The 23,881-nt window shown below is 51.2% G+C and carries 18 protein-coding genes; 8 read left to right on the forward strand and 10 right to left on the reverse strand.

The window, feature by feature from the left end; translation table 11 throughout:
• The first annotated feature begins 31 nt into the window (after positions 1 to 31).
• Positions 32 to 742, forward strand: a complete 711-nt coding sequence (gene cybH, locus ACGHM3_RS15550; protein WP_345427828.1) for a Ni/Fe-hydrogenase, b-type cytochrome subunit — start codon at positions 32 to 34, stop codon at positions 740 to 742.
• Here the strand turns inward: cybH and ACGHM3_RS15555 are convergent.
• A complete protein-coding gene (locus ACGHM3_RS15555) occupies positions 732 to 1,235 on the reverse strand; it encodes an asparaginase domain-containing protein (RefSeq protein ID WP_345427830.1) in 504 nt (167 codons plus the stop codon). The two genes, cybH and ACGHM3_RS15555, sit on opposite strands and share 11 nt — an antisense overlap.
• Positions 1,236 to 1,468: 233 nt before the next feature.
• On the opposite strand from ACGHM3_RS15555, the gene ACGHM3_RS15560 reads away from it, so the two are divergent.
• Together ACGHM3_RS15560 and ACGHM3_RS15565 are read left to right on the forward strand one after the other, a co-directional pair.
• A complete protein-coding gene (locus ACGHM3_RS15560; RefSeq protein ID WP_345427831.1) occupies positions 1,469 to 2,353 on the forward strand; it encodes an AEC family transporter in 885 nt (294 codons plus the stop codon).
• Positions 2,354 to 2,533: 180 nt separating this feature from the next.
• On the forward strand, positions 2,534 to 2,959 hold the full coding sequence (locus tag ACGHM3_RS15565; RefSeq protein ID WP_345427832.1) for a DUF1330 domain-containing protein: 426 nt from the start codon (positions 2,534 to 2,536) through the stop codon (positions 2,957 to 2,959).
• A 449-nt stretch (positions 2,960 to 3,408) separates the two neighbouring features.
• Here the strand turns inward: ACGHM3_RS15565 and ACGHM3_RS15570 are convergent, their stop codons facing one another.
• A complete protein-coding gene (locus ACGHM3_RS15570) occupies positions 3,409 to 3,960 on the reverse strand; it encodes a hypothetical protein (RefSeq protein ID WP_345427833.1) in 552 nt (183 codons plus the stop codon).
• Positions 3,961 to 4,041: 81 nt separating this feature from the next.
• On the opposite strand from ACGHM3_RS15570, the gene ACGHM3_RS15575 reads away from it, so the two are divergent.
• The gene (locus ACGHM3_RS15575) at positions 4,042 to 4,605 is read left to right on the forward strand and encodes a hypothetical protein (RefSeq protein WP_345427834.1); all 564 of its coding nucleotides are present in this window, start codon (positions 4,042 to 4,044) and stop codon (positions 4,603 to 4,605) included.
• Between the two features lie 242 nt (positions 4,606 to 4,847).
• Here the strand turns inward: ACGHM3_RS15575 and ACGHM3_RS15580 are convergent, their stop codons facing one another.
• The 3 genes from ACGHM3_RS15580 to ACGHM3_RS15590 form a co-directional block, all read right to left on the reverse strand.
• A complete protein-coding gene (locus ACGHM3_RS15580; protein WP_345427836.1) occupies positions 4,848 to 5,216 on the reverse strand; it encodes a hypothetical protein in 369 nt (122 codons plus the stop codon).
• A 150-nt stretch (positions 5,217 to 5,366) separates the two neighbouring features.
• Positions 5,367 to 6,551 carry an MFS transporter gene (locus ACGHM3_RS15585; RefSeq protein ID WP_345427837.1) on the reverse strand — a complete coding sequence of 395 codons (1,185 nt, stop codon included), beginning with the start codon at positions 6,549 to 6,551 and terminating at the stop codon, positions 5,367 to 5,369.
• Between the two features lie 93 nt (positions 6,552 to 6,644).
• The gene (locus tag ACGHM3_RS15590) at positions 6,645 to 7,475 is read right to left on the reverse strand and encodes an aminotransferase class IV (protein WP_345427838.1); all 831 of its coding nucleotides are present in this window, start codon (positions 7,473 to 7,475) and stop codon (positions 6,645 to 6,647) included.
• A 245-nt stretch (positions 7,476 to 7,720) separates the two neighbouring features.
• Between ACGHM3_RS15590 and ACGHM3_RS15595 the strand changes: the two genes are divergently transcribed.
• Positions 7,721 to 9,856 (forward strand): molybdopterin-dependent oxidoreductase, encoded by a 2,136-nt coding sequence (locus ACGHM3_RS15595; RefSeq protein WP_345427839.1) that lies wholly within the window; start codon positions 7,721 to 7,723, stop codon positions 9,854 to 9,856.
• Here ACGHM3_RS15595 and ACGHM3_RS15600 read toward each other — a convergent pair.
• The 4 genes from ACGHM3_RS15600 to ACGHM3_RS15615 form a co-directional block, all read right to left on the reverse strand.
• Positions 9,853 to 10,962 (reverse strand): hypothetical protein, encoded by a 1,110-nt coding sequence (locus ACGHM3_RS15600; protein ID WP_345427841.1) that lies wholly within the window; start codon positions 10,960 to 10,962, stop codon positions 9,853 to 9,855. The genes ACGHM3_RS15595 and ACGHM3_RS15600 overlap by 4 nt on opposite strands.
• Positions 10,963 to 11,060: 98 nt before the next feature.
• Positions 11,061 to 12,467, reverse strand: coding sequence for an efflux transporter outer membrane subunit (locus tag ACGHM3_RS15605; RefSeq protein WP_345427842.1), 1,407 nt, complete (start codon positions 12,465 to 12,467; stop codon positions 11,061 to 11,063).
• Positions 12,464 to 15,586, reverse strand: coding sequence for an efflux RND transporter permease subunit (locus tag ACGHM3_RS15610; RefSeq protein ID WP_345427843.1), 3,123 nt, complete (start codon positions 15,584 to 15,586; stop codon positions 12,464 to 12,466). Before ACGHM3_RS15610 ends, ACGHM3_RS15605 begins: the two co-directional genes overlap by 4 nt.
• A 35-nt stretch (positions 15,587 to 15,621) precedes the next feature.
• Positions 15,622 to 16,821, reverse strand: coding sequence for an efflux RND transporter periplasmic adaptor subunit (locus tag ACGHM3_RS15615; protein ID WP_345427844.1), 1,200 nt, complete (start codon positions 16,819 to 16,821; stop codon positions 15,622 to 15,624).
• Between the two features lie 455 nt (positions 16,822 to 17,276).
• Here ACGHM3_RS15615 and ACGHM3_RS15620 point away from each other — a divergent pair, with 455 nt between their 5' ends.
• The 3 genes from ACGHM3_RS15620 to ACGHM3_RS15630 all read left to right on the forward strand — a co-directional run bounded on the left by ACGHM3_RS15620 (position 17,277) and on the right by ACGHM3_RS15630 (position 21,703).
• Positions 17,277 to 19,184 carry an OmpA family protein gene (locus ACGHM3_RS15620; protein ID WP_345427845.1) on the forward strand — a complete coding sequence of 636 codons (1,908 nt, stop codon included), beginning with the start codon at positions 17,277 to 17,279 and terminating at the stop codon, positions 19,182 to 19,184.
• A gap of 12 nt (positions 19,185 to 19,196) precedes the next feature.
• Positions 19,197 to 19,691 (forward strand): hypothetical protein, encoded by a 495-nt coding sequence (locus tag ACGHM3_RS15625; RefSeq protein ID WP_345427847.1) that lies wholly within the window; start codon positions 19,197 to 19,199, stop codon positions 19,689 to 19,691.
• Positions 19,692 to 19,954: 263 nt separating this feature from the next.
• A complete protein-coding gene (locus tag ACGHM3_RS15630) occupies positions 19,955 to 21,703 on the forward strand; it encodes a tannase/feruloyl esterase family alpha/beta hydrolase (RefSeq protein WP_345427848.1) in 1,749 nt (582 codons plus the stop codon).
• 100 nt (positions 21,704 to 21,803) lie between these two features.
• On the opposite strand, the gene ACGHM3_RS15635 is transcribed toward ACGHM3_RS15630, so the two are convergent.
• The gene (locus tag ACGHM3_RS15635) at positions 21,804 to 23,876 is read right to left on the reverse strand and encodes an aminotransferase class V-fold PLP-dependent enzyme (protein WP_345427849.1); all 2,073 of its coding nucleotides are present in this window, start codon (positions 23,874 to 23,876) and stop codon (positions 21,804 to 21,806) included.
• Positions 23,877 to 23,881 lie beyond the last annotated feature (5 nt).

Below are 23,881 nucleotides of genomic sequence, written 5' to 3' on the forward strand. Positions count from 1 at the left end.
TCTCATCAAACGTTTATAAAGTGATTTGTTTATGTCTACGCACAGCGAGTTATCCACCCTAAGTTCATCGACAGAGAGCTCCCGGGTTCAATCCGTATACGTATACCAAGTACCGGTTCGGCTTTGGCATTGGCTAACCATGCTGTGCATGTTAACGCTGATTATCACGGGTATTTTTATCGGCACGCCATTTATTACTCTGCCCGGCAACAATATGGATGCACTGCTGATGAGCTACTGCCGATTTGCACACTTTACCGCCGGCTACATTTTTGCCATCGCCTTTGTCGGCCGGCTGGTGTGGGCATTTATGGGCAATGAGCACGCACGCCAACTGTTTTTGCCGCCAATATGGCGTGGGCAGTGGTGGAGCGAGGTGATGTTTGAGTTTCGCTGGTATTTTTTCTTAGAGGATAAGCCCAAAAAATACATCGGCCACAATCCGTTAGCGCTGGGCATGATGTTTTTCTGTTTTGTGTTGGGCAGCCTGTTTATGATTGCAACCGGCTTTGCCCTGTACAGCGAAGGCGCCGGACCAGGCCATTGGTCTCAGATTGTTTTTGGCTGGATTAACCCCGCCCTCGGCGGCAGCACCAACACTCACAATCTGCATCGCCTGGTTATGTGGATTATGATTTGTTTTATTATGGTCCACGTATACGCGGCCGTGCGGGAGGACATTATGAGCCGCCAAAGCATTATTTCATCGATGATTAGCGGCCACAGAACCTTTAAAGATTAGCTTCAAACCGCCCTGCCGCGCGGTTCTTTTTCACCTCTCCGGCATTAAACACGCGGCCATTCATGGCAATGTATACCCCCGGCGGCAGGGTTTGCACCGCCGCCATGGCAAAGCCGACATTAAATATAGAGTCGGTAACTCTAAGGCTCGCCGGCTGCATGGCGCCGGTGAGTACAATCGTTTTATCACCCAAGTTTTTATCACTCGTGCTCTCGGCCAGTAACTGGGCGGTTTGCACCATGGTATCGGTGCCGTGGGTTAGCAGCACGCGCGAGTGTTCACTGGCCGCCAGTTCAGCCGCCATTAGCTTGCGGTCTTCCTCGGTGATCTCCAAACTGTCTTTGCGCATCAGCTCGGTAATTTGGTAATCGCAGGTCACATTGGCTTCGACAAAGATTCCAGGTATCGCCGAATCGCCTATTTGATACTCACTGAGTACATCAAAGTAGACCTTATCGATGGTACCGCCGGTGGTGAAAATATGTACTGCCATAGAGTCCTCTAAAATAGGGTTACAGAGCCAATGCATTGGGCCAGGGGCCAATTGGCGGCATCATACCTCAAACTGGCTCCCCAGGTAGAGCTGCAAAAGCGGTAGCGCACATAAGCGGCCACAAATGTTCAACCCAGCGTTGCACCGAGTCGTTTAAGCACCTGGACATTTGGGCATTTAGCCCGGACTGGCTTTGCCGTATATTAGGCGGCTTATTGAACACTGGCCGCATTATGTTAGAAACGAGTTTACGCATTATTGGGATTATCTTCCCTCTCTTCGCCTGCACCCTGCTGGGCACTTGGTACTGCAAACGCTTCAAGCCAGATTTAACCGCCGTAAACCGGCTGAACCTGGACGTATTTAGCCCCCTACTCATCTTTTGGGCCTTGGTGGACAAACCCTTCGATCCCATTGGCTACCTCAACCTTGCCGTAGGCGGCGCGGTGGTTATCTTGGGCTCCGGGCTACTATTGTTGCCGCTGGTGCTGCTAAGCCGCATCAATCTGCACACCTTTTTGCCACCCATGATGTTCAATAACTCCGGCAATATGGGGTTACCGTTACTGCTGTTTGCCTTTGGCCCAGAGGCCCTGCAACCGGCGGTGATATTGCTAATCGTGGGAATGCTGCTGCAGTTTACCGTGGGCGTATTACTGCTAGACCACCGGGTAAACCCACTAAAAATGCTGCGCAACCCCATTCTGCTGGCCGCCGTTATCGGCCTGGTGATGAACATCACCGGCATACGCCTGCCAGTGCCAGTAATGGCAACCATCAATATGCTGGGCCAAGTGGCGATACCGCTATTGCTGTTTGCCCTGGGCGCACGGCTGCTGGATGTGGATATGAAAGACTGGCAGCTGGGTACCTTCGGTGCCTTTGCCGGGCCATTGGTCGGCGTGGCCAGTGCCCAGGCCATCATGCCTTTTTTGCACCTCAGCGAGTTCGAAAGCGCCATTTTAATCGTGTTTGGCGCCCTGCCCCCGGCGGTGTTCAACCTGTTATTGGCCGAGCAATATCAACAAGAACCACACCGAGTGGCAAGCTTGGTGCTGATTGGTAACCTGTTTAGCGTGATTATCATTCCAGTAGCCTTGTGGTTTACCTTGCCGTAAGCATTGTGATTTACCTTGCCGTAAGCCTACTGAAACTGTGCTTTTAAAACTGCCGACGTTTGCGCTTGCTCTAAGTGGCCGTATTTGCACATGGAATCGAGCGATTCAACCCTAGATCAAAATCTCGCAGGCCTTTAGCCTTTAGCACCTCACAAAGCAAATTACAAAAAGGGCAAGCCAATGCCATCCGTAGAAGCGACACCCGAGGCGCTAGAACAATTAATAAAAAAGATTCCCAGTGACCAGCCGTTTTATATGGTTAACCTAGTTGCGTACAACGCAGTTGCGCAATATCAGGACAATCAAGATCAGGACAACGATACCAACATCACGGGGCAAGAAGCTTACAGTATCTACTCAAATGAGGCGGTCAAACTGGTTGAGAAGGCCGGCGGGCAGGTCATTTGGTTTGGTGAGGTTATCCACGGCGTTATTCAGCCCAGCGACGAAAACTGGGACAACATTTTTATCGTGCAATACCCAAGCGTTGAAAGGTTTATGGCCATGATCACAAGCCCAGAATATCTATCAATCGTACAGCATAGAACAGCGGCATTGGCGGACTCTCGTTTAATTGCTACGTTGGGTGCACCTGGCGCCAATTGATAGATTTTTTTGATATTACGCTCAGCATTCTTCCAAGTAGATTCAAGGGTAAGTGCCACAGAATTAAAAATGCCATCTGATGTAGCTATCTGTAACCCGGATTTGATCAACAATTCGTTAGGTCGCATTAAATACAACATCCTCGTTTGTTCATCCTGGCGCACTGCTTGGGCATGTAAATCGTAGTCTGCAAATAACTAAAAGGGCCATTCTAAGTTCGATTATCCGTTGATAAAGACCCAAATCGGCTCTTCAGTGGCTCTAGGCGAGTCAGAAGTGGAACTCTGCCATTACAAGCCCGCAATCTAGCAGAACCTTAAATCAGCCTGAGCAGACTCCCAAAATAGAAAACTCCGACTGAAAAGCCGGGGTTTATCAACGATCTGAACGGACCCAGGGGTCCGTTTATTCACCTTTTAGGCCTTCACTTGGCACGCTTATAATAATTATCACAAAGGCCGTTTCGTTTTCGCTGTCCCGCTCGTAACAGAAATACCTTCATTAACTGCAACTAATATGTAAGTACCAGCTGAACCATTGAAATACGAGGCGGAACTACCGCCGCCTGCCTTTTGCACCCAACTAGACCCATTCCACTGAAATACATACGCTCTTAATCCAGTCCCTGTCAAAGTGATAGTGTGCGTTCCACTGGCACAGTTTGTCGTGTACTGTTTTACAATTACTGATTCGCCGACAGCCACATTTGAGACTGAGTTTGTAGCAGAAACATAACCACATGCGGCCAACGGAGATAAGGTGTTTAGTTTTAACTCCTTAATTAATATGCTATCCGTACCGTTGAGGTTATCCAAAACCTTTTCATTTATCTTAATCTCGCTTAAATCAAGTGATACGTCACCATTCCCCACAATACTTGTTGTTGATACGTAAATATCTCCGCCATTAATTGTCAGAATGTCTGGAGCAGCTGGCTGTACGGCTATCGCTAAACTACAATTTAGCAGCGTAACAATAGACAGCAAAAGCGCGATCTTCATGTGTCTATCCTCTATAAGTTGCATATCGTAAAATGCGTAATATGGCTCAACTGACGCCGAATTTATCGGAAGGGTAAAATAATGATCGATGGATTAGTTGTGAACCGTACGTCGGATCTTCTCAACGCACATCTGAAAGTTTCGAATACGAATGATAAGTCGCCAAGCATATCCAACCAAAATGGCACGCTTATAATCGACGAAAACTATATCCCAGATTTTTCCCTTTTCGATAATGTTAAAGAGGGCGATCGAATCCGATTGACAACCCTAAACGAAGACGAACTAAATGCCTTTTTCGAACTTAACCCCCAAGAACTGATTAAACGCATTGATCTTACAAACACAACCAAAAATGAATTATATGCCACTCTTATGGTGCTTGATTTCAAAGGGCAAATAGACGATGTGGCGGGCGGTAATTTGTCTATCCAAGTTGGCCTAGATTCAAACCTGGATCACGATATTAAATTTAACGCTCTAGAATATTTTGAAAAAACTATTAACGGTATGCAAAACATACCCGGATATTCAGCTGGAAGCGACGTCTTGCACTCGTTTCTCAGAGGCTACAATACACTTTTAGCTATGAACGAAGCTAAACAGGCTGATTTAGAACTAAAGAAAATTGATGAGACGGTTTAATAGCGTGTATTTGATATATTTTTGGAGTTGATGAGATGCGGTCGGAGTAATGGGTGTTAATCAGATAAATTTTATTCCTAAGTCCAAATTTACTGAATTATGTGTTTTATTGGAATGTTCTAAAAAGGCAATTAGGCTTCAGCTATAGTGGATTGAGTTAAGTTCAACATGAGGGCGCACTGTCGCTAGAATGATTACCGCGAATGGATAAGTCAGTCGCTAAAATTGGATCTTTTATGTCTTCAAGCAGAAAAACGCTTACCCAATATTTCCTTGCACGCCCAATCAGCATGCCAAGCACAGTTCAACACCGACACAATAAACGTAAACAGCACCACAGCCTGCGTGCTCAATGCCGCGCTGTTTGCTGCCACGGGGAGAATAATGGAAGGCGCCACCACCACATGCACTAGGCAGGTTACGGCGACGATTACCAGGGCGTTGATTGAAGAGTTTTTATAAGAACGGGCTAAATAAAACAAGACGCTTTGGCTGAGCAGTAATGCTAGGCAGCCAAACAACTCTACTTGCGCTACGGCGGCTAGCCCCTTAAAGCTGACCAGCACTGCCATTAGGGCTGCAAACGTTTTAACACTACTGAGTACATTCATAACCACGCGTCCATCTCATTACATCTGTTACATTGTATGTAGTTTAGTAACTCATTGGGGTTCTATAGGCCAATTTATCGCCTTTGCGGTGATCTTTATCGCTGTTTGAGAACTGGCCCCGCAAAATGAGGTGGTGTTATCTGGGTTTATCTACACTTGCTTTTGCACTTTAGACGCAATACGCCCGTAGGCTATGGCGTACCCAATGGCGCATACCACCACTAGGCCGGCAACACATTCAAACAGGCTAGCGTACCCTAGCATCGGTACTACCAAGCCTAAAAAGTAAGGCCCAAAGCCTAAACCGGCATCTAAAAAGATAAAAAACGTCGCCGTGGCGAGGCCCATTTTATGGTGATCGACAATTTTTAGGGCCACTGCTTGTATGCAAGATTGCGAGTTGCCAAAGCCCAGCCCTATCAAGCCGCCGGCCAGCCACAAATGCCAGCCTTCGCTTGCCATCCCCAACAGACCAAAGCCTGCCACCATCAATACAAAGGCCGGATACATCACTAGGTTGGCACCGCGCAGATCCAATAAACGGCCGGTAAAGGGCCGCGAAATTAATATGGCCACAGAGTAAGCCACAAAGAAGAAACTCGCGGCGGCGACGAGATCTAGCTCCCGCGCGTAGGCGTTTAAAAATGAGAGCACGCCGGAATAAAATATCCCCAGCACAAAAATCACCCCACAGATGGGAACCGCCTCAGCGGCCACCAACCGGCGCACGCTAAATTTACGGGGAATGGCGGCACGGTCTTCGGCGGTTACCTCCGGCACCTTAAGTGCCCAGCAAGCCAAAAAGCTCAGAGAACTGACCGCCAAACACAACCACAAAACGTGGCTAAAGCTGGTGTGGGTGGTCATAAACATACCAATAAATGGGCCGGTGGCCGTGGCCAGTGTGCTGCTCATACTGTAGTAGCCAATGCCTTCGCCCTTGCGCGCCGAGGGTATTAGAAACGCCACTATGGTGCCCATGGCAGTGGCCGCAATACCAATGGATGCGCCATGCAAAAAGCGAAAAACAACCAGCCCACCGATGCCCACCGGCAAAAAATACGCGCCAATGGTCACAATGGACAAAAACAGCCCTGCCACCAGCGTGCGCCGGCGGCCCAGGAAATCGATGTACTGCCCCACCAACAAACGGCCAGCCAGCACGCCCACAACAAACATACCCACGGCCAGGCCCGCCTGGGAGCTAGTGGCACCCAGTTCTTCCGTGGCGTAAACGCCCATTACTACCACCAACAGGTAGAACACCAGTACGGCAAGAAAGTTAAGAAACGAAACCAGGATAAAATCTTTGGTCCAAAGCGGAGCTTGGCTCATAGGGGGCCTTCGGCGATCTTTGCGGTGGGTAACGGCGGGCATCCTTCCGCCTCAAATGTGCGCGGCAGTATACCAGAGCTTGCCTATGCGTATTTACTCGGAAAGAGGCTTGGCGAGAGGCTCGGCAAGAGTCTCAGCAGGCAACTGGTCAAAAAGCGACCGCACCTGCCCCAACAGAGCGCTTCCACCGCTGGCATAGTCGATATCGTCGATGGCGGAGATTGGCCGCAGGCCCCAGGCGGCATTGGTGGCAAAGGCGGCATCGAAGGTGGCTAGCTGGCCTGTAGTTACTGCCTGTTGCTGCACTGTGATGCCTGCCGCTTGGCAACAATCAATCACCAACTGGCGAGTGACGCCGGGTAGAATATCGCTGCTCAATGCCGGGGTAATTAGCTGCTGGTCTTTAATAAAGAACACATTCCAGGTGGCGCCTTCGGTGATCTGTTGCCCGGCGGTTAGCAAGGCATCGTCGGCTCCGGCTAGGCGTGCCTGCCGGCGGGCTTTAAACAGCGAGATCATATTGCCCGATTTTTGCCCAGCCAAGCTGCGCTGGGAGGCCACCAATCCACAGCGTAGCGCCGGTAGATTACCTGCCGCTGGGCGACCAGTAACCAGTATATTTAACTCATTGCAGGCCTCGGGCTTGGCCATATCGAACCCTTGAGGGAACAGCGTCACTCGCACGGTAACGGGCTCAGACACGGTAAAACCTGCCAAAAAGCTGCGTACATTGTCCATTACCTGGGCCGTGTCGACCGGTAATCCAAACAAAGCCTCGGCGTCTTGCTGCAAGCGCTGCAAGTGCAGCCCCAGGCCTTTGACCTTGCCGTCAGCCACCAACATTGTGGTAAAGGTGGCGTTGCCGTAGAGCGCGAGGCTAGCCAGCTGATCGTCTGGGTGAATGGCTTTACCGTTTAAAATCATCGTTGCTCTAAACCGGCAACGCGCCGGCTCTCTAGTTTTGAAGTGCTTGTTTTAGCGTGCTTCTTTTGGGGTTCAGCGGCGTAATGTACTGCACCGGTTTGTCGCCAAGCAAGGGCTACCCTGCCTCCAAATTGCTACCCAATTCGGCCGCTATTGTTAATGCGTGCCTAATTGGGCGGGCCTAGCATGGGATACCTTGCTTGAGCTGTATCTATCACAATAACAAATACCCTGGATGCGACCCCATGGAAACAACCCATTACCGAGCCTGCCATATTTGCGAAGCCATTTGCGGCCTAGAAATTAAAACCAACGCCCTGGGTGATATCGTTGCCATTAAAGGTGACAAAAACGACCCGTTCAGCCAAGGCTATATCTGCCCTAAAGGCACCGCGCTACAGGATATCCACCAAGACCCAGACCGCCTGCGCGGCCCGGTAAAAAAAGTGAACGGTGCTTGGCAAAGCATAAGTTGGCAACAAGCGCTGGATGAAGTGGCCGATAAACTGGTAGCTATTGCCGAGCAACACGGCAACAACGCCATTGGCAGTTATACCGGCAACCCGGCAGTGCACAGCTACGGCCTTCTTACCCATGGGCAGAATTTTTTATCGTTGTTTCGCAGTAGAAATCGATTTTCTGCCACCTCGGTGGACCAGCTACCCCAACAGCTCACCTCACTGCTAATGTTTGGCCACCAGTTGCTGGTGCCGATACCCGACATAGACCGCACGCAATTGATGATCATTATTGGCGGCAATCCGATGGCCTCCAATGGCAGCATGATGACCGTACCGAATTTTCGTGGCCGTATTAAAGCCCTACAAAAACGCGGCGGCCAATTGGTGGTAATAGACCCACGCAAAAGCGAAACCGCACAAATTGCCGACCAACACCTATTTGTGCGCCCCGGTAGCGATGCCGCTATGTTACTGGCCATGATTAATATTGTGCTTAACAAAGGCTGGCAGAATAGCCAACCCCTCGATGCGCACCTCAAAAATACGGCTGAATTAGCCAAGCTGGTAGCGCCTTTTACGCCACAGGCCGTGGCGGCTATTACCGGCATTGATGAACCAACCCTGCGCGAGGTGACCCAAAAGTTTGCCCAAGAGCCAAAAGCGGTTATTTACGGGCGCATGGGTGTATCGGTGCAAGAATTTGGCACCGTGTGCCAGTGGGCAATCTATTTGTTAAATATTTTAACGGGTAAATTGGATCAACCCGGCGGTGCTATGTTTACCTTACCCGCCTGGGACAACGCCGCCCCAGGCACCCGTGCCGGCGGCTTTGCCCGCTGGCACAGCCGAGTACGGCAGCTGCCAGAGTTTAATGGCGAGCTGCCGAGCTGCACCATGGCCGAGGAAATCACCACGCCTGGCGATGGCCAAATAAAAGCCATGGTCACCCTGGCCGGCAACCCTGTGTTGTCTAACGCCCACGGTAAGGCCCTGGATGCTGCGCTGGATTCGTTAGAATTTATGGTATCCATAGATTATTACATCAACGAAACCACACGCCACGCAGATATTATTTTACCGCCCAGCTCTCCACTGGAGCGCAACCATTACGACATTGCCTTTAACAGTTTTGCGGTGCGCAATGTGGCGCGCTTTAACCCAGCGATTTTTGCAAAACCCGAGGGAGCGCAGCACGATTGGCAAATTAGCGAAGCCCTGGCGGAAAAAATTGCTCAGCGCCTAGGCCGGGAATACCAAGCCAAACCCACGCCGGAACAAATGTTGGATTACAGCCTGCAACATGGCCCCTACGGTGCCAAAAATAATCACCCCCAAGCGCTGTCTCTTGCCAGCTTACAAGAGCACCCAAACAACCTAGATTTAGGAGCCTTGCAATCTTGCCTGCCTGAAAGACTTAGCAGCGAAGATAAAAAAATTGATTGCGCACCCCAGGTGGTGATAGCTGATTTAGCGCGAGTAGAACAACATCTACTGGGCGATAAACATTTGCAAAGCCAGCAAAACAATAAGCAACTGAAGTTGATTAGCCGTCGCCACGTGCGCAGCAATAATTCTTGGATGCACAATTATCAACGTTTGGTAAAAGGCAAGGATCGCAGCGATTTATTAATACACCCAGAGGATGCCAACGCGCGTAATTTAAGCTCCGGCGACCAGGTTATTTTGAAATCTCGCACCGGCAGTATCCAAGTGCCGGTGACAGTAAGCGAGGAAATTATGCCCGGCGTGATTAGCCTACCCCACGGCTACGGCCACCAACGTGATGGAGTAAGCCTGACCGTTGCGCAAACCGTGGCAGGGCAAAGTATTAACGATATTACCGACAACCAATTGATCGACGCCGTTAGCGGTAATACCGCCCTAAACAGCGTTTGGGTATCGGTGGAGAAAATAGCTTAAGGATTTTTGATTAACGCCGGAACAGACGACCGCTCCACCATACCTACGGTGCTTTCGCCCTCCCAGGTGTAGTGCGCGTGAGCCTGCTGCACGATGGGAAAATCATCTGGCACTAGGCCTGCATGCATAGAACGCGTATTGATAAACGTGGTTCCACTTACACTAACCTGGCCGTTGTTTGTGGTTAATTCAAACGAAACGTTATCGCCCCCGGTGGTGAGTTCTCGCAACCAAGGAATCACCACCGCCGTGGCCGGCTGCAGGCCGCCGCTACCGGTAAAAATATAACCTTCGTTGTAGGATGGCTGGCCATCGTCGCGGGGCGGAAACACGTTAAAGCCAAACGCCTTACCGCTGGGAAACACCGCGGATTGCCAGCAATGCCCCCAAAAACCCTCAAACTTGCGCACACCCTGGCGGCGAATTCGCAAACCGTTACCGCTAAATGGTTGCGGTTTTCCGTCTATGGTTAAGGCGCCGGCGCAGCGAAATAATTGCTCGTAGCGAGGGCTGATAAAATCGGCCTGCTCGCCCTGCAAAACGGTATTGTCTTTGGCCAGCATCGAGCCCGGAGCCCAGGGCGGTGCGGCCATCTCCATATCCACCGTAATATTTATTTCTGCAGTGGGCTGCTCTATTTTTTTGTTGTGTAAAAGATTGCTGGCCGTGGTTTTAGGTACCGGGCCATTAAAACTCACCCGCCATTTTTTAAAGGCTTCTAGGCACTGGAATTGCGCCGGGCCAGAGCCACGAATACTGGCTAGGCCTTGGGCATCTAGGGCCGCATGGGTGGGGCCGTTTTCATCGCGCAGGCTATACACGGTGCCATCGGCAAAGGCCACATCTAACCACACCAGTTGTTTATCCCAGCTTTTCCCCAGGGCCTCGACGCCGATGCGCAGAGCAAATTTACCGCTCTGTTCTTCTATCCATACATTAACGGCATCGCGCATTTGCGGGTTGCTGGGCTTTTCGGCCAACACCCACTCCCGGGAGGGATCAATTCCACCGGACAAATCCACCGTACTGGCACAGGCCAGCGGCAGCGACAACGCAAGCGAGGCCTGCCCGGTGTGATGAATTAATTCGCGTCTTGTAATGTGCATGGTGTGCGCCCTTTTTTTGGCACAAACCTAACACAGACACGGGCTAGCACAGAAAAGCGTGGCTCTATGGCGGTGGTTTCGGCTGATTACAATGGTAATTAATTCTCGGCCTGGCTTTTCGCCACACTGCCACCGGCGCCCAGGGCAATTTGCAAGGTAGCCCAATCCACGGATAAATCGCGCAGCGCCGCTGCGTATTGCAACCTGGCAGATGCCAACGAGCGATCGGTATCCAGTAAATCCAGCAGGGTCATTACGCCCACCTGGTAGGTTTGCTGGGAGAGATCCAACGCCCGGGTGTAGGAATTAACCGCTTGGTTTAAACGGTCGACTTTTTCTCGGTCGCGCTGCCAAGCGCTGTTGGCCGATTGCACATCTTCTACGGCATCCAACACGGTCTGCCGATATTGAATTTCGGCCACTCTTGCCTGGGCCTCTACCTGCCGCTTGGAGGCCGCCAACGCACCTTGATTAAAAATGGGCAGCGACAACAACGGCCCAAAGCTCCAAGAGTCCTGGCTACTGGACACAGTGCCGGTTAAATTTAACGATGGCAACCGGTTGGCTTGCGCCACCCCAACCTCCGCCACCGCCGATTGCAGTGCGTACTCAGCCGAGCGCACATCCGGCCGGTTGCGCAACAAATCTGCCGGCACGCCATTTTTGTAGGGCGTATCCAAGCTTAGGCCCAGCAAGTCATTTTGTTCCGGCGCGCTGCTTTGCATTTGCGCCAATAAGCCATCGGCGGGTTCATCCAACAAGGTGGCAATGGCGTACACCTGAGCCATAAAGCTGGCTTGTAAATCCGGTATGTCTGCCTGGGCTACATACAGCAGCGCTTTAACTTGTTCTTCTTCCAGTTCAGTTGCACTGCCCACACGGCGTTGCTCTTGGGTAACCGCCCAGGTTTGTTCCCGGGATTTTATGGATTGCTGAGTGAGTACCAGGGCATATTGATAATAACGGGCATCGATATAGGCACTGACCAAGGCAGAAAGATAGGCCAGGCGCGCAGTTTGCGTATCTGCCACGGCGGCCAGTAAATCGGCCTTCGCCGCCTGCCGCTCGCGTTTAATGCCACCAAATAAATCGATGGCGAGATTACCGCTTAAGCTGGCGCTATCGCTAGTAGTAGCGCTTGCGACATCGGAGCCTGAGCGTGTGGATTGCACACTTAAATCACCACTGAGCGCGCTATTAACGCCGGTGCCACTCAACGCCGCCTGGGCCGCAGCAATGCGCTCCACCGCAACTGCAATATCCAAATTGCTGCCTAAGCCCTGCTCTACCCATTGGTTCAACAGTGGATCATCGTAGCTTTGCCACCAGGCAAGCGTTGCCACCTGGGCATAGCTTTGTTGGCTGGCGTCATCGACGAAATCTTGTGCGAGGTTAACCTCCGGCCGCTGGTAATTGGGGCCAACGGCGCAGGCGGTGAGTAAACTTAGGCTGGCCATTAAGCTGGCACTGGCCAAGGATTTTTTAAACCTGTTTGTGCGCATCATTTGGCCTCCTCTGTTTTGCCATAGCGGATGCGAAACACGGTTTGCACGCACACCAATAACGCCGGGATCATCAGCACACCGACAAAGGTGGATGCCAACATACCGCCAAACACGGCCGTACCAATGGCGTTTTGCGCACCAGAGCCAGCGCCTGAGGCCCACACCAGGGGCGAGACACCCAAAATAAACGTTAGCGATGTCATTAAAATGGGCCTAAAACGTTGCCGCGCGGCTTCTAAGGTGGCCTCTATTAATCCCAAGCCCTGCTTTTGCAAATCCACCGCGAACTCAACAATTAAAATGGCGTTTTTAGCGGCCAAACCGATGGTGGCCAACATGCCCACTTTAAAATACACATCGTTGGATTGGCTAAACAACAAGGCACCCAGCATGGCACCCAGCACACCGATGGGCACCACCAACATAATGGCAAAGGGAATGCTCCAGCTTTCGTACAAAGCGGCCAGGGCCAAAAACACCACTAATACCGAGATGGCATACAACATTGGCGCTTGGGAGCCCGACAAACCCTCCTGGTAAGAAATCCCCGTCCAGGCAACCGCATAACCGCCGTCCATACCGGCCACCAGCTCTTCCATGGCCACCATGGCATCGCCGGAGCTAACACCGGTGCCCGGCGAGCCAGAGATTTCCACCGCGCTCACACCGCCGTAGCGATCCAAGGAGGCCGGCACCTTATCCCAACTGATGGTGGTAAAGGCATTAAACGGCACCATTTCGCCATCTCTGTTGATGGCGTGCCAATAGTTGATGTCCTCGGGTTGCATACGAAATGCCGCTTCACCCTGCACCAGCACCGGTTTTAGCTCGGAATTCATTTCAAAGTCGTTCACTTCCCGGCCGGAATAAATCACCGACAGCATGCTGTTGATATCCGCCAGCGATATGCCAAACACGCTGGCTTTCTCTTGGTCGATATCAATGCGCATGGCGGTTTTGGTTTGTTCTTCCGTGCCGCGCAACGAAGTCACGCGAGCGTCTTGTTCTGCCAGTGCAACCAACTCTTTACTGGCTGCCAGCAAGGCGCTTTGGCCATTGTTGGCTTGGTCGAGCAGGTACATGCTAAATCCGCCGGAATTACCCAAGCCGTGAATGGCCGGCGGCTGCACCATAAACACCTGGCCTTGACGATTGTTCATAGCAAAGTGCATGTTGGTGCGGCTTACCACGGCACTGGCGGCAAGCTCGTCATTGCCGGCGCGTTGGCTAAAGTCTTTCATGCGCACAAACATCATGGCTCGGTTCTGCGCGCTGCCGCCAAAACTGAATCCAAGCGAGGCAAATACCGTATCCACGGCGTCGGCTTCTTCTGTGAGTAGATAATCTTCCACCGCTTGCACCACCGACAGCGTTTGATCCGTGGTACTGCTCTCTGGCAGGTTGACGATGATCATTAACTCGCCCTGATCTTCCGGTGGCAAAAACGAACTGGGGATGGTTTTAAATAACACCACAATACCCGCCACAGCCAAAGCTAAAATACCCAGGGCAATAAAAGCTTTATTTAAAAAGCGCTGGGTAACGGTCATATACACGTTTTGCAATTTGCCAAAGTGACGATTGAACCAAGAGGGAAAAAAGAACCGACTGGGTTTATCACCAACGGGCTTTAAAAAGCTGGCGCACATGGCCGGCGATAAAATCAACGCCACCAAGGTGGATAACGCCATGGCGGTGATAATCGTCACCGAGAATTGTCGATAAATAATACCGGTGCTGCCGCCAAAAAACGCCATGGGCAAAAACACCGTAATAATCACCAGCGATGTACCAATCAAGGCACCGGCAATTTGCCCCATACTTTTTTGCGTTGCCTGCAAAGGCGTTAGTTGCTCTTCTTCCATTAAACGCTGAACGTTTTCCACTACCACAATGGCGTCGTCCACCAACATACCAATGGCCAACACCAAGGCAAACATGGTTAGGGTGTTAATGGAATACCCCACCATGGCCAAAACGGCAAAGGTTCCCATAAGTACCACGGGCACCGCCATGGTTGGAATTAAGGTAGCGCGCCAGTTGTGCAAAAACACCAGCAGTACCAAAAACACCAACACCACGGCTTCAATAATGGTGTGGACAACTTTATCGATGGAGGCTTCCACAAACGGCGATGTATCAAAGGCATAAACAATATCCACGCCTTGGGGCAAGGAGTTCTCAATACCGCTTAACGTTTCTCGTACAGCCCGAGAGGTATCCACGGCGTTAGCTCCGGTGGCCAGGTTCACACCAAAGCCCGCCGCGTTGTATTGGTTAAAGCGTGCGTCTCGGCCGTAGGTTTCCTGGCCTAACTCCACACGGCCCACATCTTTAATGCGCACCGTAGCGGTGTTATTTTCGGATTTCAGCAAAATATCGCTGAATTCTGCCACCGTGGTTAATTGGCTTTGTGCGGTAATTTCTAAATTGTATTGCTGACCTTCCACGTAGGGCGCATCGCCCAGGGTACCCACAGCTACCGTGGTATTTTGCGCTTCAATGGCAGATACCACATCGGCGGTGGTTAAGGCGTATTTGCTGAGCTTAAAAGGGTCTAACCACACGCGCATGGCGTAGCCGGAGCCGAACACATTAATGGAGCCTACACCTGGAGTTCGCTGCACTGGATTTTGGATCAGGTTTTCCACCATGTCCGCCAGCTCTACCGTGCTGTACTGACCATCCTTACTGATTAAACCGGCTACCATTAAAATTGACGAGGTGGATCGCGAAACGGTCACACCTTGGTCTTGCACTACGGTGGGCAATTGCGTGGTGACCCGTTGGATTTTGTTTTGTACATCCACCTGGGCATCGTTGGGGTCGGCGTTTTCATCAAACACAATGGAGATCGACGACGAGCCCCGGGTCGAAGACGATGTCATGTAGAGCATGTCATCTAGCCCGGTAAGCGCATCTTCCATAATGGTGGTAACAGAATTTTGCACCGCCTCCGCTGAGGCGCCACTGTAGGTTGCACTCACACGAACGGTGGGCGGTGATACATCAGGGTATTGTGCAACCGGCAAGGTATTGATACCTAATACTCCGGCCAATACGGTAATAATGGCTAGCACCCAGGCAAATACCGGACGCTGAATAAAAAATTGCGACATGGGACTGTTGTTTCCTAACAATCAGGAGATGAAAACTATAACGCTGAGGACTTACTGGGGCCTTCGCTTGCGGCCTCGGTTGATGGTTGCTCGCCGGCAACCACCACCCCTTGGGGGTTAATATTCACCGGCGTCGCTTGCACCATAGTGCCGTCTTTTAGGTTGTCTACATTGTCCACCAGCAGGGGCACAACGCCGCTCAGTTGCTGGCTAACAATCCACGCATTGTTGTAGGTTCCGGCGGGCGTCAATGTCAAGCGCCGGGCATTTTTGTCTTCATCCAGCGTCCACACCACAATGCTGCCATCGGGCTGCGGCTTTGCCGCCAGTTGCGGAATTAAATAGCCCTCAATAGAACCGATGGTAATGTTGGCGCGAACAAACATACCCGGCAAAATTAGGCGGGACGAATTATCAAACTTTAAACGAATGCTTACCGTGCCGGTGGTAGAGGAGACTTTTTGCCCCATACTCACAAGCTCCCCTTCGGCTGCGTAGGCTCTACCGTTTTGCAACACCAGGCGAGCATCAATTTGGTCTCCCGGGGTGATTTCACCGGAGTCTATCCGTCCGCGAGTGGCTAACATGCGAGAACTGGCCTCGGTCAAATCCACAAAGATGGGATTCAGTTGCGTAACTGTGGTTAAAACGTCGCTCTGGCCTGCGGTCACCAAGTCACCAATGGAAACCTGAGCGGTTTCACTGCGGCCAGCCAGCGGGCTCACAATGGTGGTACGTTGCAAGTTGATTTGTGCGGTTCGTAAGTCGGCTTTGGCCGCCGCCACGGACGCTTTAGCCTGGCCGTAGTCCGAGCGCGCGGAATCCACGCTAGCCTGGGTAACGCCGGTGCCGGCCAATTGCTCGTAACGTTTTAGGTTTTCTTCGGCCACCGGCAATGCCGCCTGGGCACTGGCTAAATTGGCCTCGGCAACTTCCAACGCGGTTTGGTAGGTATCCTGTTCGATTTGAAACAGCGGCTGGCCTTTGCTCACCGTGGTGCCGGCCGTGTACAAGATATCGGTAATAACACCATCTACCAACGGGCGAATATTGGCATCCTTTTCGGCCAGGGCTTGGCCAGAGAGGGTCAGCGTTAGGGGTACCGCTTGCTGTTCTAGCTGTAGTACCCCGGTAGTGATGCTAGTACTGCCTCCGGACGGCGGACTCGGCTGTGCTAATACAGGCAATACCAGTAAACATAGCGCCATCACTGGCAATAGAAAAAAAGGTCTCATGTGTGGATCCGACTGGTGGTGTGTTTGGCCCTCTGTAGGCGCCTGCACTATAAATTGAATCTCTTAATTCGGTTAGTTCAATTGAGTGGGCATTTGTTCCAGCAGCCTGCGTGCTTCCTCATTGTTTCCTTAATCCATGCGCTTTAAGAGCTACCGTAGCCATTGCCGGCCACTGTATCTGGTCAGCCAGCGCTGGTCACAACGCTTAAGCCGATAGCGACTATAACTGCCATGGATGACGATCATACGCGCGAATTTACACTCAACCGCAGCGAAACTGAGCCCAACCAGGCAGCAGCTGCGCAAAGTAAATGTAAAAGTCTGTGTAAACCCGCGCTGACCTTGTAGGTCGAATAGAAAATGCCCAGCAAAGTTGCGATACTCTGGTGTAGCTGGCGCTTTGCTCTACATGATGTTCCCAGGCCAGATAAAAAAACGCTTAAAAGGACCTATGCATGAAACCAAGCTCTTTACTGTGTGGCGGCTGGCGGCCGTTTTTAGTTGTGCCACTGGTATTATTTTTTATTGCCCTCTTCTTTTACTGGCGAAATATTGAAGCCGATGTTGAAACCAACGCCCTGCAAGTATTACTGGAAAACGGCCATGGCTGGGCCCATGCCAACACCCGTAACCAGGGCAGAACAGTAGTGTTAAGTGGTGTGGCGCCCAGCGAGCAGGTGCGCGATGCGGCCCTGGCCCTGGCTGAAGACGCCTGGGGCGTTGCCGATGTGGAATGGCAAGGCAGCGTGGCCATTGAGGAAACAGCCACAGCAAGCGAGCCCGCAAATGAACTCGTTATCGAAACTGCAACTACCAACCCGGCTACAGAAACAGCCGCCCTGCCAGAGAAACCATCAGAGCAACCTGCAGAGCAATCCCTAGCCAAAACCGATGCGGCTGAGGAACCAGCCCCGGAAGTCTCAATACCTGAAAACGACACGGCCACGGCTGATGAGTCGATGGCCGGAACCGATAGGGCCGAGGCAACCGAGCCCAGCTCTGATCTAACCTCCCCAACAGAGCCCCAGAAATCAACCCAAGAACCCCAGCCTGCCGCGATGGCCGATCAGTCGAGCCTGGCACAGGCTGACGTTGATTCTGATCCTACCCCTACTGACAACTCCCCAGCGCCAATATTGGCCGAGCCGTTACCGCCCACCTCTGACGAAAGTTTCGATAGCCAAGCTTTTGCAACGGCCGCGTCTGTAGACACGTCAGCGGTGAAACCCAGCGCGGCTGCAGTGACGCCCAGCGTAGATACTTTTGACCAAACCCAAGAAGCTGGAACAGAGAAGGCTGAGGTCGCTGCTCCGGCTCAGGCTTCTGAAACCGCTGCAAGCACCCCAGAGGCGGAAGCAAAAGCAGACGCAGACGCAAAAACCGAGACAGAAGCAGTTGCCGAATCAGAAACGAACGATAGCGACTCTAAAAAGAGCGACATCCCTAAGGTAGTGGCTGACGCAGGTACTATCAGTAACGAGCAAGCCACGGAAGTAGCTGAAACAGCTAAGCCAGAAGAAACAGCCCCTTCCACTCCACCCCTTGTTGGTATCGACGCTGAAAACAGCAGCGAAAAGATTACCGCCAACCAGGACGAAGCCAAGAAACCAGAAACCACACTGCCAGCAACCGATGACCGCCATTTAAAGCCTGCCGAGGTGGCCATTGTTAAATCCGACGGTTTGCTGTTTATCAGCGGCTCTACCGGCAGCCATATCAGCAGTGAATTTACCGAGCTAAACCACGACGCCTATCAAGTAGATGCAACCTACCAACGCTTGGATCTAATTAACGATCTGTTAGCCGCAGCGCAAGAATTGCCAAACCGAAGCATGATTTCACTGGTGGAAGAAACCCTGGTGGTGACAGGCATTGTCGATGGACTCGGCAAGAAAAAACACATTGGCTCACTGTTGGCTGAGATATACCCCGGTAGCATCAACAACCAAATCCGAGTGATGCTCTCGGATATACCAAAGGAAGAACTTATTTCTCCCGAAGACTGCCAGCAACAGTTTACTGACCTAACCAGCCGGGAAAATATTCAGTTCGAAACCGCCGAGGCAATTATTTTACCAGCCAGTTACGCGCTATTAGATGCGTTAACACTGCTTGCACGGCGCTGCCCGGATGCACAATTCAGTGTCATTGGCCACACCGATAACACCGGTGACCCAGCCTACAACAAAACCATATCCCAACAGCGCGCCCAGGCAGTGGTAGACCATATTGCGAATTCCGGTGTCGATGCTGCTCGTTTTACCGCCCAAGGCCTTGGGCCTATTCAGCCCATTGCCAACAATGCTACACCCGAAGGAAGAGCCAAGAACCGCCGAGTAGAATTCAAACTAAAAACCCAATAACAGGAGAAAACTATGTGGTACTTATTTACGCAAATGTGGCTGTGGATTCTATTTAGTTTTGCCCTGGGATGGGTGGCCCACTGGTACTACAGCGGCCGACGCGACCAAACCCAAACCGACGCCACGCAGACGCAAGCTCAGCCTTTCGTTGCTGCTACTACCCCATCGACTACCTCAGCGGCTTCTCCCGTTGCACCGGAACCGGCGCCAATCAGCGAAGAAGCCGAAGTTAGCCAGCCGCAAGTAACCTCTGAAAAAGAAGAACACAGCGAAAAGCCCAGCGGATTTTCCCAGGAGCCGGAAGCAAAGGACAACCTCAAACGCATAAAAGGCATCGGCGCGGTTAACGAAAAAGCCCTGAACGACCTGGGCATATATCAATTCTCGCAAATCGCCCAATGGACACCGGAAAACATAAAATGGGTGGAAGGATCGCTGGCATTCCCAGGCCGTATTGGCCGTGAGGATTGGGTAAGCCAGGCAAAAACTTTGGCCGATGAGGGTTAGTTAAGCTCTGCAAACCACTAAAAAGTTATTCCCGCTCAGCAGTAAAGCACTTCCTACACTCTCCCTCCCCTGCTCTCCAAGGGGCGGGAGCATTCTGAAACTTCACACCCTATTATTCTTGGCATCGGCTTAGCCAATTGCACTTTTGTGCATTCAATCGTCGCCGTAAATTTACTATATTCCGACTTCCGCAATAACAATAAAGCTGCACCCTAATATAACCATCGGTTGGCTAACAAGTACGTACCCGAAAGGACCATTCCATGCCCCATACTTTTCTTAAGATCCACGGACTAAAACGATGGTTGACGCTGTTATGCGTCACCAGCAGCCTATTGGCCTGCTCTGTTGCGCAACAAGACGAAATCCAAGCAAACGCCAGCGTTTTAACGGTGACCACTCCCGTTACCAGCTGCGCAAACTTAACATTCTTGAACCTTGAGACGATTGGCGGCCCAGGCAGCAAGGTTAACTCAGCCACAGAGGAAGAGCACAACGGAGTACCCGTTTGTACGGTAGAAGGCACGCTCGCGCCAGCAATCAACTTTAAAACACTGTTACCACAAACCACCTGGACCCAACGTTACCTACAAACGGGCTGCGGTGGCCTGTGCGGTAGTTTAAATATTCGCATTGGTGCCGCCGATGGTTGTGCACCGGTGGATAACGGCGAGTTTGTTTTGGCATCTACCGATATGGGCCACAAGGGGCATGGCGGTGAGTTTGGGGCAGACCCACAAAAGCGTATCGACTTTGCCTACCGCGGCGTTCACCTTACGGCACTGGCGAGCAAAGCGTTAATACAGGCTTACTATGGCCAGCAACCCAAATACAGCTACTTTACAGGCTGTTCCGACGGTGGCCGTGAAGCACTTATGGCAGCACAGCGTTACCCGGAAGACTTCGACGGCATAGTGGCCGGCGCGCCTGCCATGAATTTTTCAGTGCAAAACAGTTTTTTCCACGCCTGGCAGGCCAAATCCAATACCGACAGCAACGGCCACACCATATTGCACGCCCAACGCCTGCCCATTTTGCACAACGCCGTACTGGCAGCATGCGATACCCTAGATGGCCAAGAGGATGGCTTGCTTACCGACCCACGCGCCTGCAACTTTGACCCAATGACGATAGTCTGCGAGGACCATCAGGCCGGCGACACCTGTTTAAGTAACGCCGAGGCCACGGTGGCCCAGAAGTTCTACCAAGGCCCTAAAGATCCGCAAACCGGTACTGCACTGGCACTCGGGGGCCCACAGTACGGCTCGGAACTTTCCTGGCCCGGTGTTTATGTGCCGCGCCCGGGCAAAGACCAGCTGTTCAGCAAAATGATTGTGATGGGTGCTATCCCCTATTTAATTTACCAGCAGAATCCGCCGCAGCCCTACGATTTAAATAGCTTTAAATTTAATCTGGCGAGCTTTGAGGAAATTAAGCCCCTATATGGCTTATACAGCTCTACCAACACCGACCTCACCGCATTTAAAGCACGCGGCGGCAAACTTATGCTTTGGCATGGCTGGTCTGACCAACACATCTCACCCATTAACACCATCGCCTATTACGAAGGCGTTAAAAAATTCATGGGCGAACAAACCGAAGAGTTCATACAACTTTACCTACTACCCGGCATGTACCATTGCGCCGGCGGTGAGGGCCCCAATCAGTTCGATATGCTCAGCAAGGTGATGGCATGGGTTGAACAAGGAACGACACCAAACGAAGTTGTAGCGCACCAAGGCAGCAATGATCAAGGCCCCGCTGCTGGCACGCCGGACGACGGCGGCTCCATGGCTAAATCCGCTGGCAGCATAACCCGTTCCCGCCCAGTTTACCCCTACCCCCTAATTGCCCAATACACCGGGCAAGGCGATGCGAACTCGTCTGAAAATTATCAACCGGTGCAAGGCAATAAAGGGCCCAAGCGGTACCGATGGGCGGGAGAAGAGTTTATGCAGCCTGGGTATATGTTGGATTGTGATGCAATAGATAACACCTTAGCATGTCAATAATTTTCACTGCGACACCTAAGGAACGATTGTTAATCGTTCCGCAGGTCAATATCACCTCAATGAATCAGGAGAAGCTCGCAAACGACATCATTCTTTGATGCTAAGAATTGTACATTACCTGATCAACCGCCATGGTGACTCTGTACGCATCTTCTACTGTCATCTCGGAAGACATCGGTAGGGCCAAACATTGGCTAACCAATTTATCAGTTACGGGTAGAGCCAATTGCATTGTTTCGGCCAAATGCGTCCGATGGAGCGCCGGCGCGTAATACGGTTTAGTGCAAACTCCCAGTCTTTTCAGGTCGATACCGATTTGATTTCGGTTCGCTTTAACCTCATTCTCTATCAAACATACCCAATGTACGAAAGCATTTTGGCTATTGGGTACAGAGCGTTGCCACTGTACGCCCCACCGTGATGCTGACTTTTGGTAAATTTCGGCTATTACACGTCTCCGCTCAAATAGCACATCCAAATGATCTAATTGATCCAAAGTAACAGCAGCATTTATTTCCGTCATGGTCTGAGAGCGCAAAAGGTTGTTGCCCAAACTTAAATCTACGTCTTTAGGTATGACGGCGAATCCACCGTTGCCCCCTGCCGAAACAGTCTTTGCGAAACTCAAAGAAAAGGCGTGGTATGAAGCTTGGCTACCCACCGGGGAAAAATCATAAGACGCTCCGAATGCTGCGGCGGAATCTGCGATATGTGGCACATCGTAACGCTGGCATACCTCTTTTATCCGCTTATAGTCGACTGGGTTTCCTAAAGCATCTACAGAAACCACTACGCTAACATCATTATTACGTAGCGCCTGTTCTAGCTCATCCACCGCCATTGTCCAAGTGTCGGGATTTACGTCCACAAAAATCAAACGGTAGCCTCGCTGACGCAAAGACTCAGCAGTTGCAGCGAAGGTAAAGGAAGGCAGAACGGCAATAGGCGGGGTAAAACGTTGTTTTGGCTCTATAGCTTGATAGCATAAATGCAAAGCCGCTGTACCTGATTTGGTAGCAATTACGCGTTGCGAGGCAGGTAATTCAAGCAGCTCTGCTAATCGAGATTCTAACTCGGTAGTGTACGGTCCACCACTTTTCAAAATTCCGGTGTAAAGTGCACGTTGAAACTGTCCTGTCAATCGCTGCATGTTCTCAGGCTTAGGAGGAATGACAACTTCAATGGGAGGGTGGAATACAGGCAACTGAGAGTCGAGCAACAACCGCACTTGGGCTTCCAAAGTTTGTAGCCAGGGCTGATCAAAGGGTACGTATTGTGATATTTTTCTACCGTTGATCAAACCGCTAGAATCCTGCCCGCTGGCGGGCTCTAGAATAATCGTACTGCTACTGGATACACACGCCTTGATTTGTTCGGCCAGCTTGACCAAAGAAATCTGTTTGCCTGACACATTATAAACACCGGGTTCAAGAGCCGTAGTGGCAGCGCGAGCGACGTAGTCTATGGTAATAAAACTTCTATATGTTTCGTCTTTTACATGTAACGGTAAATTATATCGCGCCGCATGAACAAACTTAGATACAACTCGAACCTGCCCGGCACCGATTACGTTTGCTAGCCTCAAGATCGTAATACCCTGTTCTTCAAGCTGGGAGGTAAGCACCAATTCTTGAACTTTCTTTGAGACGGCATATACCCAGCGATCGTTAGCGATTGACTTAACGAATCCCTCACATACAGCTTGGCATTGCCACTCAGGGATTTTTTCTTTCGCATATTGCACTGCAGAGTCAGCCCAACTGAGCATCAATTCATCAGATATAGGTAAAGCAGATAAAGAATTTTCAGTAAGCTCGCCGCAAGTATTGCCATAGGTTTCAACTGAAGAAATCAAGATAACGCGCCTACCCTTAAGGCAGGGCACAAGGCGAGCTGTCGTCAATACATTTCGAGCAATCTGCAGCCATTCTCGCCGCACATTTGTTTCACCTGAGCCGTGAGCTAAATAAACGTCGCCTTCAGGAATACTGATATCATCGGCTAGCAAGTCTGTTTTTACATACGTAACGTGACCTAGCCCCGAGACATAATCGGAAAGCCTATAGGGCTCCGTCTTATCGATAATTGTTACATCATGGCTTAACAACAATCTTTCAACAATAGCGTTACCTACAAATCCTGAGCCGCCGATAACAACTGCTTTTTTTCTCATAGTGT

Origin of the sequence: Halioxenophilus aromaticivorans (assembly GCF_042850945.1) — a bacterium.
GTDB classification, from domain to species: Bacteria; Pseudomonadota; Gammaproteobacteria; order Pseudomonadales; family Cellvibrionaceae; genus Halioxenophilus; species Halioxenophilus aromaticivorans.